A 15,429-nucleotide genomic window follows, 5' to 3' on the forward strand; every position below is an offset into this window, starting at 1 on the left:
TGGGATAGCCCTAACGAATCAGGCGATCACGATACCGTCGGCATTCAGGCTACTCAGCGCCACGCCCACCAACGTCACCGTATCCGTGCCAAACGTCAGCACCGTGTCCTGCCCGACACTGGAGGCATGCGCACGGAAGTCATCCGCCGGCAAAACACCCTGCACACCGAGAAACACCAGTTTGTCATTCGACGAATAACCCACCACCCGATCCTGCCCGAACGCGCCGTTGAACAGGAACGTATCCGCCCCGCCCCCCGATTCCATCAGGTCATTACCGGCGCCGCCGACAAATACATCGTTGCCCGTACCGCCAATCAGATGATCGTTGCCATCCAGCCCGAATAACCAGTCGCCACTCGCATGTGCCTGGAGCGTATCTACGCCACTGGTGCCTTTCACGCTCGACTCGTAAGCGGTAACGGTGTTGCCCGCTGTCAGGCCATTGACCGTGACGCTGTTGACCACGTCATTCTTGAACACGCCCCAGAGAAACCCCGGTTCCTTGGTCAGAATCGTGCTGATGTCGCGAGTGATGCTGATCCCGCCCTGTGCATCGCGAACGTACAGATTGCCCACGCCGTCGTTGGCGAAATCGAAGTTCTTCACTGAGTTCTGCAAATCCAGTGAATTGTTGCCCTGCCCGCCGAGGATAATGTTGTAACCACCGCTGTCACGGAACGTGTCGTTGCCGGCGCGTCCTTCCAGGTAGTCGTTGCCGCTGCCGCCCAGGATCAGGTCATTACCATCACTGCCGATGATGAAGGTGCTGCCCTTGTGGGTTTCGGCGTTGCGATTGAGATCCTGCACCCAAGTATTGGCGCGTGCCGGGTCGGACAGGTTGGCGACGATGATCGTCGAGTCGTGGCTGGTCAGGTCGTAGAACTTCGACTCGATGACCCGGTTCATGCCATCGCCATACGCGGTCGGCAAGTGCGAGATCCACGTCGGAATATTCAGGATCGAGAATGGCAGCAGATTCCACGCGGTCGAGGCGTAGTGATCGTTGAAGCTGACGATGTTGTCGGTGGTCGATGCGTGCGGCGCGTCATGCACGCCGACCGAGGCGCCGGTGAAGGTCGAGCCGTCGAGGGCGCGGAATACCGGGTCGTTTTCGTAGCCGACGTTGAGCACTTTGTCGGTGCTGCTCTGGGTCGGCGAGGCGTAAGCGATGTAGTTGGAATCGGCGAAGAAACCGCCCCATTTGCCACCGCTCAAATCGGCCATGCTGTTGACCGCGAGGCCGCCGAGGCTGTGGCCGCTGACCAGTACGTCGTTGCCGCTGAGACCGTTGGCCTTGGCGAATGTCACGACGTTATTGAGCAGATTGCCGAAGGCTTCGTCGACGTAATTTTTCGCGTAATCCTTGGGGCCGAATGCCGCGAGCAGATCATTGATCGCGTCGCCGATCGAATCGCCAATGAGGATTTCCCGTGGCCCGCTGGTGCCGCGAAAGGCAATGCCCAGTTCGGTGAGATGGCCTTGGGCGTCGTACTTGCCGAGGATTTCTACCTGAGCGCTGGTGTAGCCGGCCTTCTCGCCGAAGAAGGTGCCACGCGCATCGGTCTTGCCGTCGTAGCCCAGTTGCGAGGCGCTGATCGGTGTCCAACCGGCCTGTTTGACCGCGTCGAGGGCGGCTTTTTCCGAGTCGGGATTCCACGGAATGCCGGGGATGACGCCTTGTGAATCGGTGCCGCCAATCAGCGCTGTGACCAGTGTGGCTGGCAAGCCGAGGCCGAAGCCATTGTGCTGATAACCGGCAGCAAACCCGTTATCGAGGTTGTGATAGGAATACAGCGTGATCGCCATGGCGTCGCTGAACAGCGCCTTGGAATCGGCTGTGCCAAAGTTTTTGTAGTCATACACACCCATTGCCATTGCCTCTCTTTTTGTTGGAATTGTTCAGAGATAGCTCACAGCCAGAGCGCCCCTCGCAGGCCGCCCCGGAGCATTTCATTACTACTTGCACATCACTTGTGTGGAACTGGACTTTTTGCCTCTTTCACCAAGAAAACTTCTGTGTAAACAACCTTCTTTGGATTGATCACTTGTGGCGAGGGGATTTATCCCCGTTGGGTCGCGAAGCGGCCCCAAACCCTTCAGCCGAAGTGTGTCTGACACACCGTATGCTCAGAATTTGGGGCTGCTGCGCAGCCCAACGGGGATAAATCCCCTCGCCACAAAAGCCCGCTCCCACATGGGATCTAAGCGAACAGGAAATTAGCGTCCGACAGGTTAGCCACTCCCACCCCAACCAACGTCACGGCAAAGTCGCCAATCTTCAGCACGGTATCGCCGCCGCTCTGCGACGCGTGCTGTTTGTAGTCGTAACCCTGCCCCGCGCCCTCGACGCCCATGAACAGCAGTTTGTCGCTGCCCTGATAACCACTGATCGCATCAAAACCAAACGCACCGCTGAACAGGAAGGTGTTGTTGCCACCTATCGCATTCATCACGTCGTTGCCGGCGCCACCGACGAAGGTCACGTGGCCCTTGTCGCTGATCAGCGTGTCATCACCGCCCAAGCCAAACAGCCAATCGCCATCCGCCGTGGCGTGTAGCGCATTGCCGTAACCATCGCCGCTCAGGGAATGGTTGTACTGGGTCAGTTCGTTGCCATTACTCAAACCCTTGGCCGTGACGCCCCAGGTGATTTCCTTGCTGCCCCACCACGAGCCCGACTCTTTACTTACCAGCGCGCCGATGTCGCGGGTCATGCTGATGCCGCCGTAGGCGTCGCGCACGTACAGCGTGCCGTCGCCATCATTGGCGAAGCTGAAGTTTTGCAATGGTTTCTGCAGCTCGAACGTGTTGTGGCCTTGGCCGCCGAGCAAAATATTGAAGCCGCCGTCATCGCGGAAACGATCATCACCGCCCAAGCCTTCAAGGAAGTCGTTGCCCACGCCGCCCTTGAGCCAGTCATTGCTCTGCGTGCCAATGATGAAAGTGCTGCCGGTGTGCGGTTCACCGCTGCGGCCGAGATCCTCAACCCAGGTTTTGCCCCGCGAAGACGCCTCCAGATTGGAAATGATGATCGTCGAGTCTTTATGCGTCAGGTTGTAGAACGTCGAGTCGATCAGCCGATTCAAGCCATCGGCATAACCGAGCGAACCGTGCGCCGACCAACTGAGCGGATTGATGATGCTGAACGGCACCAGGTTCTGCGCGGTGGACGCGTAGTTGTCATTGAAGTTGACGATGTTGTCGGTGGTCGAATCTTGCGGTTTGTCGTGTTTGCCCATCGAGGCCGTGCTGAACGTAGTGCCGTCGAGCACGCGGAACACCGGGTCGTTCTCGTAGCCGATGTTCAGCACGTTATTGCCCGTGCTGCTCTGGGTCGGCGAGGCAAACGCGATGTAGTTGGCGTCCTTGAAGAACCCACCCCAATTGTTCGCGCTTAACTCGGCGACACTGTTGACCCCGAGGCCGCCGAGGCTGTGGCCGCTGAATAACACATCCTTCGCAGCAATGCCGTTGGCAATGGCAAACGTGGCGACAGCCTTGAGCAGATTGTCGAAAGCGTTTTTCGCGTATTTGCTCGCATAATCCGACGGCCCGACAGCGGCCAGCAAATTGTTTTTCATGTCGCCGAAGGTGTCGCTGTAACCCAGCCCGCCGGTGCCACGAAAGGCAATGCCGAGGCCGATCAATTTGCCGGCCGCGTCGTACTTGCCGAGCACCTCCGCCTCGGCGCTGGTGAAGCCATCCTGCTCACCGAAGATTGTGCCTTGCGGCCCGACCTTGCCCTGATAACCCAGCGCCGTCGCGGTGACCGGCGCCCAAGCGGTTGCCGGCAAAGGCTTGCCGGTCGGGGTGTAGGCGTACAACGTCAGGGCGATGGCGTCGCTGTACAACGCTTTGCCATCGGCCTTTTTGTAATCGAACAATCCCATGTTGTGCTCTCTCTTCCTTTAAACCGGCAGCCTTTCGCAAGGCTGCCGGTACGCTTTAGAACTGCCAGTCGAGTGTGAGGCCGACACCGTGGTCTTTCTCGTTCGAACCGATCAGCCCGTTGTAATCCAGATTCACCCGCACATCGCGATTGAGCGCCAGACCTGCACGCACGCCGACCACCGCTGCATCACGATCCATCGACACGCTCTGCACGTTGAACGCACTGTTGCCGTTGGCGAAAGCCAAGTGGCTGTCAGCGTCAACGCTGCTCAGGTTGTGCTGCCAGCCGAGGCTCGCACCCAGTTCCAGTTGATGCTGATCCGACAGGGCGAAGCTGCGCTTGGCGCGCACGCCGAGGGTCGACAGCACCACGTCGCGATTGTCTTCACCGCCCTTCAACGCCGCCGCGTCACCCTTCTCGGTGAAGCTGTCAGTGTTGAGATGCACGTACGACAGATTGGCGAACGGTTCCAGGTTCATCGGCTGCAAGCCCAGATCGTAAGCGGCTTCTGTGAACAATTGCGCGGTGGTCGCATCGCGTTTGGTTTTCTGCTTGCCGCTGACATCGCCGATTTGCAGATCACGCTTCGCATCGATGCGGTGCCAGCTGTAAGCGCCGCCAACGGTCAGGCGCAGGGCATCGATTTCATGCCCCAGATACGCACCCAAGTGGTAGCTGTCGACCGAGGCCGACGAATGCGTGCCGCTGCCCATGCTCAAAGAACTGTCGCTATAACCGGTAACGAAACCGAGACGGGTATCTTCAGCAATCAAGCCATCGACACCGGCGAGCAAGCCACCGATCGAGCTGGTGGAATCCGCGTATTTATTGCCGCCATCACTGGTGCCCCACGAGCCCAACACCTTGACCCAGGCGTTGCTGCCCTCGCTTTTCGGTGCATCGGCGTTGAACAGATCGCGTTCACGCAGACGCTCGCCAACCGCTTCACGCAGGTAACGGCTGTCGTTGATCAGCAAGGTGCCAATGGCCGGGTGAATCTCGCCGGACAACTGTTGGAAAGCCTGTTGCGCCGACGCCGCGTTAGGTGACAGCAGCAGGGTTTCGAACAGCGCATTGCCGGCACCGAGACGATCCGCCGCCGCCGCGACTGAACGCTGATTCGGCGTGAGACCGACGCTGGCGAACGACGCGCCATTACGGCCGACCTCAAGCTGAACGCCGTTTGCCGAATAGCCCAACGTACCGCCGAGGAATGCATAGTTCGGCAACACCTGGCCGAACTGGCCGGACACGCCGCCCGCTGCCTGGAGGATGTTGTATTGCGTGCCGAGCAGGCTTTTCACTTCGCTGGTGCTCAGCAATGTCGGGCTGTTTTCCAGCGACAGTGCGACGGTCGCGCCATCAATCTGTGCGGCGCCGCCGGCAACGATGCGGTCGCTGCTGGTCGGCGAGACTTCCACCGCGTAGGTCGAACCGCGTTCAAAGGTCACGTCACCCACCACGTTCAGCGTGCCGATGGAATTGCCCGGCGCCACGGTGCCGCCGCTTTTCGCGGTCAGGGCGCCGATGCGACCGTTGCCGCCGAGGATGCCGCTGTCGTTCACGGTCACTTCAGAAGCCAGCGAACCGTTGATCGCCAGTCGGCCCTGATTGACCAACGTTGGGCCGCTGTAGCTGTTGTTGCCGGTCAGCACCAGGGTGCCGATGCCTTGCTTGGTCAGGCCACCGTGACCGGAGATGTCGTTGCGCCAGGTGTCGAGACCGCAGGTGATGTCGTTGCACACGCGCTCGGTCGGTTTGCCCTTGTCGATGATCGCGCCGATGCCCGGCAAATCCGCGACAAACTGACCGGAACCGTAGGCGCCGTTGACGCGGAATTCCTCGGGAATGTCCTGCTCGGTGACGAACATCGACGGGCCGTCGATACCCTTGCGCAGGTTGATCATGCCCCAGCCGTACAAGGCGTCGATGCCCGGTGCGCCGAGGTCGGTGGCGGTGGTGCGCAGTACCGTCGCGACCTGATCGCCGGTCATGTACGGGAAACGCTCCATCAGCACCGCCATGGAACCGGCCACGTGCGGCGCGGCCATCGAGGTGCCGTTGTAATTTTTGTAGCTGGTGGTGAGGTTATCGGCGTTGGTGCCTTCGATGATCGAGCTGAAGATTTTCGTGCCCGGCGCTGACACGCAGAAACTCGCGGTGTAGCCGCAACGCGACGAGAACGTACTGATGACGTACGGATTGGCGCTGGCCAGATCCGGGTTCTGTTGCAGCGCGGCGACGGTGATCCAGTTCGGCGCGATCTCAGGCACGAAATAGCCGAGGCCGGCGATGGCGTCGGGGTTGTTGAGGTTGTAGTCGTTGCCGGCAGCGAAGATCGTCACGATGCCACTGCGCGCGGCGGCGATTGCGCCGTCATAGGCGCCACCGGGCTTGGTGCCGAGCAGTGTGCGGATTTCGTTGAACTGCACTTGCGCGTCGTTGACGGTGAAATGCGGGTACGCCGGGTCGCGGCCGCCGAGGTCGAAACGGTCGGTGATGCCGATGCCCCAGCTGTTGTTGATGATCCGCGCGCCGCTGGCGATCAGTGCATCCCAACCGGCCTTGTACACCGCGCCGTCGTTGCCACGGACGATGCCATCTTCCGGGCCCGGATCACCGTTGTCGGCGCTGATGATTTGCGCGGCGAACGCGACGCCGTGCATTGGCCCGCCGTCACGACTGCCCGCCGCGATACCGCCGACGTGGGTACCGTGGGCGCCGAGCTTGCCATCGGAACCGACCGAGGGCGAACCGTCATAACGGAACGCATCGCCGGCCTTCACCGGGATGTACGGGTCGGTGTATTCGCGGATGCCGCTGGTGACCAGCGTCACGACTTTGTTGCTGCCGGAAAATTCCGGGTGCGCGGCGTACACCGGCTGGTCGAAGATCCCCAGTTTCACGCCTTTGCCGGTGTAGCCAGCAGCGTAAGCGTGATCGGCACCGATCGCGCCCAGGCCCCAATCGGCTTTGAATTCGGCGCTGCGCCAACTGGACGGATCGCCCGTGCGAGCGTTTTCCACGTAGGGTGCGGCGTGTGCGCTGCCCCAGGTGGTGAGTGCGCAGAGCACCGCGAGATTCAGGGTTTTCAAGGCAAAACGGCCACCCGATTGCGCGGGTGTATTGTTGTTATTCATCCAGCGACCTTCCTTAGTGATGTTGCGAAAAAATCCGTATCTCTTTCGTTTGTGATCGTTCCCACGCTCCGCGTGGAGATGCAGCCCGTGACGCTCCGCGTCACTGGACGCGGAGCGTCCCTAGAGGCATTCCCACGCAGAGCGTGGGAACGATCAGGTGTGCGTCGATCTTTTAGAACTGCCAGTTCAGGCTCAACCCGACGCCATGGCTTTTCTCGCGACTGGCCAGTTGTCCGTTGTAGTCGAGGTTCACCCGCACATCGCGGCTCAGCGCCAGACTCGCCTGCACGCCGACCAGTGCGGCATCACGTACCAGCGCCGAACTCTCCACCGAATATGGCGTGCCACCGCTGGCAAAACGCAGGTGCTGCTCAGCATCGATATCACTCAGGCTGTGCTGCCAGCCAAGATGTCCGCTGACGTCGAGGCTCTGCTGCGCCGACAGGTTGAACGTCTTGATCGCGCGCACACCGAGCGTGCTCAACACCGCATCACGCTGATCGCCAGAGCTTTTCAGCGCCGCCGCATCGCCCTTCTCTTTGAAGCCTTCGGTGTCCAGATGCACGTAAGCCAGATTGGCGAACGGTTCCAGCGCCAACGGTTGCAGGTGCAGTCGATACGCCGCCTCGCCGAACACCTGGGTGGTGGCCGCGTCGACTTTGGCTTTCTGTTTAGCGCTGACGTCGCCGTATTGCAGATCGCGTTTCACGTCAGCGCGATGCCAGCTGTAGGCCGCGCCGGTGCTCAAGCGCCAGGCGCCGATTTCGTGGCCGGCGTAGGCGCCGAGATGGTAGCTGTCGACCTTGGCCGACGAGTGCGTGCCCGAGCCCATGCTCAGCGAACTGTCGCTGTAACCGGTGACCAGACCGATGCGCGTCTGCTCGTCCAGTGCGCCGTCGACACCGGCGAGCAAGCCGCCAATCGAGGTGCTGTAACCCGCCGTGTCGTGGCTGGAATCGGTTGTGCCCCAAGCGCCGAGGGCTTTGATCCAGCCGTTGTTTTGCGTGGCCGACGCATCGTGCAGACGTTCGCCGACCGCGTTGCGCAATTGGCGGCTATCGTTGATCAACAACGAACCGAGAGCCGGGTAGATTTCACCGCTCAATTGTTGGAACGCTTGTTGCGCCGATGCGGCCGATGGCGACAGCAGCAGGCTTTCATACACCGAACTGCCGGCACCGAGACTTTCAACCGCCGCCGCGACGGAACGCTGATTCGGTGTTTGGCCGACGCTGGCGAACGTCGTCGCGTTGCGTTCGATATTCAGTTGAATCGCGTTGGCGGCGTAGTCGAGATTGCCGCCGATAAACAGGTAGTTCGGCACGACTGCCGCGAATTGGCCTTGAACGCCGCCGGCCGCTTGCAGGATGTCGTATTGGCGACCGAGCAAGCTGCGGGTTTCTGTGGCGCTGAGCAGCGTCGGACTGTTTTCCAGTGCAAGGCTGACGGTGGCGCCGGTGACCGTGGCCGTACCGCCGGCGACGATGCGGTCGCTGCTGGTGGGCGATAGCTCCACCGCGTAGGTCGAACCTGGCGCGAGCGTGACGTCCCCCGCTACGCTCAAGGTACCGATGGAGTTGCCCGGTGCGACGCGGGCGCCGCTGTTGGCCGTCAAGGCATTGATCCGCCCGGAACCGCCGAGGGTGCCGCTGTCGTTGACGGTTACCGTCGAAGTCAGCGAACCGTTGACCGTCAGCAAGCCGCCATTAACCTTGGTCGCGCCGCGATAGGTGTTGTCGCCGCTGAGGATTAATTGGCCGCCGCCGGATTTGATCAAACTGCCCTGATAAATGCGGCTCGCCGCTGCTGCATCACGCGCCATTCCCACGGCGTAATCGGTCTGATCCTGCTGACTGGCGCCCGCCGCTACGCCGTTCTGCCAGCCCTTGTCCTGCAACGTTTGCTGCCAGGCGTTGTGCTCGGCGAGGTCTTCACTCTGACGCTGGATCAGCGCTTTATCGGAGATGTCATGGCTCCAGACATCGCGCTGCCCTGCCCCCAGATTCGCATCGAACGTACCGAGCAATTGCCCCGGCCCGCGCATCGCCCGCTCAAGGTTGGCCACGCCCCAGCCGACTCGCTCGGTCGGCGCGTCGGTGACGGAGCCATCCAGTTGCGTGGCGGTGGTCAGCAGCGTTTCCAGCGCTTGCTGGTTGTTCATGTACGGGTAACGTTCCATCACCAGCGCCAATGCACCGGTCGCGTGCGGCGCCGACATCGAGGTGCCGGACTTGATCGCATAACCGCCGCCGGGAATAGTGCTGTCGATCTTCGCCCCCGGCGTGGTGATGCACCAGTATTTGGCGAGGCCGCACTGGTTGTACTTCTGTTGATTGCTTTGATCGAGCCCGGAAACCGCCAGCCAGTGACCTTCGAGATCCGGCTGAAAGTACGGCAGCGCCGAGCGCACGCTGGCATTCGGGTAGCCGCTGTTGCCGGCGCTGAACACGTTGATCACTCCGCGCCGAGAGACGTCGGCAGCGGCATCGAGCCAGGTGCCCTGATTCCAGTGCTGGGCGTATGCGGCGTGCAGATCGGCGAGCGTGCGGTAGCTGACGTCTGGCGGCTGACTGCCCCAGCTGTTGTTGATCGCACGCACGCCGGCGTCGGCCAAAGAGTCGTAAACAGCTTTGAAATAACGCGGATCCGGTTTCGGGCCGAAGAGGAAACTGTCGTTGGCGTTGGTGTTGCCGACGTAGATTTGCGCGTTGTACGCGACGCCGTGCATGCCAGTGCCATCGCGCGAGGCGCCCATGGTGCCGACGACATGGGTGCCGTGGGAATCGTTGTTCGGGTTGAGTGTGCCGTCGACGTTGAATGGGGTGCCGTTTAGGTAACTGCCGTTGGCTTGCACCGGGTGATAGCGGTCAGTGGCGAACTCGGGATGGCTCGCATCGAAACCGGAATCGAGAGCGCCGATTTTTACGCCTTGGCCGGTGATGCCGGCGGCGTAGGCTTGATCGGCCTGCATGCGCGCAAGGCCCCAGTCGCGCTGGAATTCGGCGCTGCGCCAACTGGCGGCGTCGCCGGGTTGGCCGGTTTCCAGGTATTGGGCCTGGGCTTGGGCGGTAGAAATCACCAGCAACAGGGTGCCGACTGATGCCGGTTTGATGCGTACGTCCATGTTCACTCCTCATTTTTTTGTTGTTATGTAGGAGCTGCCGCAGGCTGCGATCTTTTGATCTTGTGGCTTAAAAGATCGCAGCCTTCGGCAGCTCCTACAGAGAATTGCGGTGTTGCTGCCCCTCACCCCAGCCCTCTCCCGAGGGAGAGGGAGCCGATTTGTGGTGCTTTCAAATCCCGCGTTCGGCTCGAACATTCAGGTCGATGCATCGCCCGCAAACAACCCGGTCAGTCCCCTCTCCCTTTGGGAGAGGGTTAGGGTGAGGGCTGTTGCCGCCAGATCCTGTTCGTTCCGCGTCCCCGCGTAGTTTTGCGGTGTTGCTGCCCCTCACCCCAGCCCTCTCCCGAGGGAGAGGGAGCCGACCGAGATGGCCTTGCTTCATTCGCCGACCTGAAACAACCCGTCGACTATGGATTCGCTAAAGCAATCTCAGGACGCCGTATTTCTTGAACATCCCCCAATCAGTCCCCTCTCCCTCCGGGAGAGGGTTAGGGTGAGGGCTGTTGCCGCCAGATCCTGATCGTTCAGCGTCCCCGCGTAGTTTTGCGGTGTTGCTGCCCCTCACCCCAGCCCTCTCCCGAGGGAGAGGGAGCTGATTTGTGGTGCTTTCAAATCTCGAGTTCGACTCGAACATTCAGGTCTATGCATCGCCCGCAAACAACTCGGTCAGTCCCCTCTCCCTCTGGGAGAGGGTTAGGGTGAGGGCTGTTGCGCGACCACAAATGCCTCATCCACCCGCGCCAGATCCTGTTCGTTCAGCGTCCCCGCGTAGTAATGCAATTTCGTCCACGCCATCAGATAGTCGTAGCGCGCCTGCGCCAGGTCGCGGCGGGTGGTGAACAGTTGTTGCTCGGCGTTCAGCGCGTCGAGGTTGGTGCGTTCTCCGCCGAGAATGCTCTGCTTGGTCGACACCACCAGCGCTTCAGCCGAGGACAACGCCTTCGAATACGCACGCAATTTGCTCACCCCCGACAAGCACGCACTGAACTGCCGGCGCAGCTCAATCAACGTCTCGCGGGTCTTGCCATCCAGCTCATACTCAGCCTGTTCCATCGTGCGACTGGCCTGGCGCGTCGATGCCGACACGCCGCCACCGGCATACAACGGCACGCTCACCTCAAAACCAATGGTGTTGGTCTCGTAGCGCTGGTTGTAGGTGTTGCCGCTTTCCGATTCGTTCTGGCGCATCGAGGCGTACGCGTTGACCTTCGGTAGATGGCCGGCGCGGTTACGTTCCACTTCATAACGCGCGACTTCCACGGCCTGACGCTGCGACGCCAGATTGGGGTTATTGCTGATCGCCATTTCGTGCCAGGTGTCGTAGTTGGCCGGCATCAGCGCGAAGGTCTGAAAGTTCTGATCCAGCGGTGCCAGCTCATCGATGTTCACCGCCGCAACGCCCACCAACGCACCGAGTTCACGCAGTGCAGCATCCTGTTCGTTACGCGCTTCGATCTCTTCGGCGGTCGCCAGCTCATAGCGCGACTCGGCTTCAAGAATGTCGGTGCGCGTGCCTTCGCCTTGGCGGAACATGTGTTCGTTCTGCTGGAACTGCTGCTCGTAGGCTTTTTTCTTCGCCTGCGCGATGTCGATCTGATCCTGAGCGAACAAGGCTTTGGTGTAGTTATCCAGCACCCGCACCAACAGTTCCTGGCTCTTGCCGCGGAAGTTTTCATCGGCGAACAACGACTGCGCGACACCCTTGCGATACGCGGCGTAGGCCTCGTAATCGAGCAACGGTTGTTGCACGGTCAGGGTCGAGCCGTAACTGCTGTAATTGCGGTCATCGGTGCGATTGCGCGCGCGTTCATCGAGCGAGGTGGCTTTCGACGAATTGCGGCCCTTGTTGTAGTTGTAACCGACGCGAGGCAACAGGCCGGCGCGGCCAATCACACGGTTTTCCAGGCCGGCGTCACGCTCCTTGATCGCGCCGAGGAACACCGGATCATTGCGCAACGCCTGTTCGTAGATCTCGAACGGCCCCATCGCCGCCACTGCACTGTTGCCGGCCAACAGCGCGAACGCTGCCGCCAGCATCGAAAGCTTATTCATACAGCCGAACATCCTTATTCTTCGGTCAACGCGGAGTTGGCCCGGTCGAGCAACGGTTTGAACAGGTAGTTGAGCAGCGAACGTTCGCCGGTGCGCACGAACATTTCTGCGGGCATGCCGGGCTTGATCACCAGACCGTTGAGTTTCTCCATGGCCTGATCGCTGACACGGGTGCGCAGCACGTAATACGGTGCGCCGGTTTTCTCATCGACCATCTGATCCGCTGAAATCAGGCTGACTTCGCCCGGTACACGCGGGGTTTTGCTCTGGTTGAACGCGGTAAACAAGATGTCCACCGGCAAGTGTGTGCCGACTTTGTCGATCAGGTTGATCGGCAAGTGCCCTTCCACTTCCAGCGTGGTGCCTTGCGGGACGATTTCCAGCAAGGTTTCGCCTTGGCGTACAACGGCGCCTTCGGTGTGCACGCCGAGATTGACCGCCACACCATCGGCGGTGGCGATGATTTCGCTGTGTTGCAGGTCGAAACCGGCAGAGGTGAGTTGCTCGGACAGCGTCACACTTTTCAGCTGCGCGTCGGCCAGTTGCGTGCGAACTTCTTTTTGATATTCCTCGCCGTGCTGCTGCAGTTTCAGGCGCGTTTCAAGGATGCCCTGCTCGACCCGGCCGCTTTCGCCAGTGTTCTCGGCCAGTTGCTGCTGCACTTGCGAGAGTTGGCGCTGATATTCCATCAAACGGTTACGCGGAATGTAGCCGTTGTCGGCCAGTGGCTGCAGGTTGCTCAATTGCTGTTGCAGCGACGCGGCTTGCGCATTGAGGTCGGTGCGTGCGCGACGCATTCCGGCCAGTTGCGCGGTGGCGCCTTCGATGCTTGCGCGCAGTCCGGCCTGCTCGCGATAGAACGCTTCGCGGCGGCTGCTGAACAGTTGACGTTGGCCCTCAAGCACCAGCGCCAGACGCGGATCCGGGTCGTTGCTCAGTTCAGCCGGAAAGGTCACTTGTTTGAGGTTGTCGCGCTCGGCCTGCCAGCGCGCCAGGCTCGCCCACGCCATGCGGTACTGCGCTTGCAGCGATTGCACGTCAGCCGCCACTTGCGTCTGATCGAGACGAAACAGCGGCTGCCCCTGCTTCACGATCTCGCCTTCGCGCACCAGAATCCGGCTGACCACGCCGCTGCTCATCGATTGCACGGCTTTGCGTTTGCCCGAGACGACCACCGTGCCCTGCACCGGAATGCCTTGATCCAGCGGCGCCAACGCCGCCCAGGTAAAGAAGCTGCCTGCGCCGACAATCGCCAGAATCCAGCCCAGGCGCGCGAAGAACTTCGCATCGCGTTCCGGACGCTCGTTGAGGTAGGCGTGTTCCATGTTCGCTTCGTTTTCAGTGTTCATGCTGGCGCTGCTCATACACCCGAATTCCTTGTCGTGGGCTGATACTGCCGGCTCATGCTGAGCCCGCCCGGTGCCTGTGCAGCTTTTTCCCGTTGTTGTTCTTGCTGGCCGGACAGTGCCTTGAGCACGTCCTGACTTGGGCCGAAGGCCTGTAAACGACCGTCATTGAGCACCAACAATTTGTCGGCCTGAGCCAGCACCGAAGAACGATGCGTCACCAACACCACGGTGGTGCCTTGGGATTTGAGTTGCGCGATGGCGCTGGCCAACGCGGCTTCGCCGATGGTGTCGAGGTTGGAATTGGGTTCATCCAGCACCACCAGGCTCGGGTTGCCGTACATCGCCCGCGCCAGTGCCACACGTTGTTTCTGACCACCAGACAGACCGCTGCCGTCCTCGCCCAACTGCGTGTCGTAACCTTGTGGCAGGCGCAGGATCATTTCGTGCACGCCCGCCTGTTGCGCAGCAGCCACCACTTTCTGCGGATCGGCCTCACTGAAGCGCGCAATGTTTTCGGCGATGCTGCCGCTGAACAGCTCGATGTCCTGCGGCAGGTAACCGATGTACGGACCGAGTTGGTCGCGATTCCAGCGATGAATATCCGCGCCGTCCAGCCGCACCGTGCCGCCGAGGGTCGGCCACACGCCGACCAATACGCGGGCCAATGTCGACTTGCCCGAGCCGGAAGCACCGAGCACGCCCAACACTTCACCGGCCGCCAGATTGAAATTGACCATGTGCAGCGTCGCCGCGCGTTGACCCGGCGGGCCAGCACTGACCTGCTCGAAAGTGATCTGGCCTTTCGGTGCTGGCAACGCCATGGCGTCGTCACTCGGCGGGAAGGCTTGCAACAAGGCATCGAGACGACGGTACGCCAGCTTCGCCCCGCTCCACTGCTTCCACACGGCGATCAACTGGTCGATCGGGCTCAGCACGCGGCCCATCAAGATCGAGCCGGCGATCATCATCCCCGCCGTCATGTCGCCCTTTATCACCAGCAATGCGCCGAGGCCGAGCACCAGCGATTGCAGGCACAGACGTAGGGTTTTGCTCAGCGAACTGATCACCGCACCGGTGTCGCTGGCCTGATTCTGCAAACCGAGAAAACGCGAGTGCACGCCAAACCAGCGCTTGCGCAGCGCACCGAGCATGCCCATGGCTTGAATTGTTTCAGCGTTGTGCAGATGGCTGGTCGCCAGTTGGCTGGATTTCTGCGAGAAGCCGGCCGCTTCGCCCAACGGCGTTTTGGTCATGTATTCGTTGAGGCAGGCCAATGCGATCAACAGCAATGCCCCGGCGGTGGCGAGTACGCCGAGCCAGACGTTGAACAGGTAAATCACCAACAGATACACCGGGAACCACGGCGCATCGAAGAACGCGAACAGCGCGGGCCCGGTGACGAATTGGCGGATGTGCGTCAAGTCGCCCAGCGATTGCCCGGCGTTGCCCTCGCCCTTGAACAGGTTGCGCTCGAACGCGGCTTGATAGACACGCAGGTTGAAACGGCGCTCCAACTGGCTGCCGATGCGGATCACGATAAAACTGCGCACCACCTCTAGCAGACCGATAAAGGCAAAGAAGCCGACGACCATCAGCGACAACATCGCCAGTGTGGTTTCGTTCTGCGACGACAGCACCCGGTCATACACCTGGAGCATGTAGATGGAGGGCACCAGCATCAGCACGTTAATCAGCGCGGTAAAGCAGCCGACGCTGATCAGAATGCTTTTATAGTCAGCCAATGCCTTGAATAAGGGAGCGGTGGCTGGGGCCTTCGCCATCTTCATTGATTCTTCCTGGAAATATTCCCGCCACTCGTTGGCAGGACTTTTATTAATTATTGGCACTTCACCGAGGTGTGCTGTTTAA

The 15,429-nt window shown here is 60.8% G+C and carries 7 protein-coding genes; all 7 read right to left on the minus strand.

The window, feature by feature from the left end; translation table 11 throughout:
* Nucleotides 1-18 precede the first annotated feature (18 nt).
* A complete protein-coding gene (locus ACIP1X_RS00990; RefSeq protein ID WP_400748965.1) occupies nt 19-1,872 on the minus strand; it encodes a polyurethanase in 1,854 nt (617 codons plus the stop codon).
* Nucleotides 1,873-2,204: 332 nt separating this feature from the next.
* A complete protein-coding gene (locus ACIP1X_RS00995; protein ID WP_400748469.1) occupies nt 2,205-3,893 on the minus strand; it encodes a polyurethanase in 1,689 nt (562 codons plus the stop codon).
* 55 nt (nt 3,894-3,948) lie between these two features.
* Nucleotides 3,949-7,035 (minus strand): autotransporter domain-containing protein, encoded by a 3,087-nt coding sequence (locus tag ACIP1X_RS01000; protein WP_400748472.1) that lies wholly within the window; start codon nt 7,033-7,035, stop codon nt 3,949-3,951.
* Nucleotides 7,036-7,207: 172 nt separating this feature from the next.
* Nucleotides 7,208-10,159, minus strand: coding sequence for an autotransporter domain-containing protein (locus ACIP1X_RS01005; RefSeq protein ID WP_400748474.1), 2,952 nt, complete (start codon nt 10,157-10,159; stop codon nt 7,208-7,210).
* Nucleotides 10,160-10,852: 693 nt separating this feature from the next.
* The gene (locus ACIP1X_RS01010; RefSeq protein WP_400748477.1) at nt 10,853-12,223 is read right to left on the minus strand and encodes a TolC family outer membrane protein; all 1,371 of its coding nucleotides are present in this window, start codon (nt 12,221-12,223) and stop codon (nt 10,853-10,855) included.
* Nucleotides 12,224-12,225: 2 nt separating this feature from the next.
* Nucleotides 12,226-13,575 (minus strand): HlyD family type I secretion periplasmic adaptor subunit, encoded by a 1,350-nt coding sequence (locus ACIP1X_RS01015; RefSeq protein WP_400748479.1) that lies wholly within the window; start codon nt 13,573-13,575, stop codon nt 12,226-12,228.
* Entirely contained in the window at nt 13,572-15,347 is a 1,776-nt protein-coding gene (locus ACIP1X_RS01020; RefSeq protein WP_400646807.1) for a type I secretion system permease/ATPase, read from the minus strand. The genes ACIP1X_RS01015 and ACIP1X_RS01020 overlap by 4 nt, the downstream gene beginning before the upstream one ends.
* Nucleotides 15,348-15,429 lie beyond the last annotated feature (82 nt).

It is taken from the genome of Pseudomonas sp. NPDC088885, from assembly GCF_044750025.1.
In the GTDB taxonomy this organism is placed as follows: Bacteria; Pseudomonadota; Gammaproteobacteria; order Pseudomonadales; family Pseudomonadaceae; genus Aquipseudomonas; species Aquipseudomonas rustica.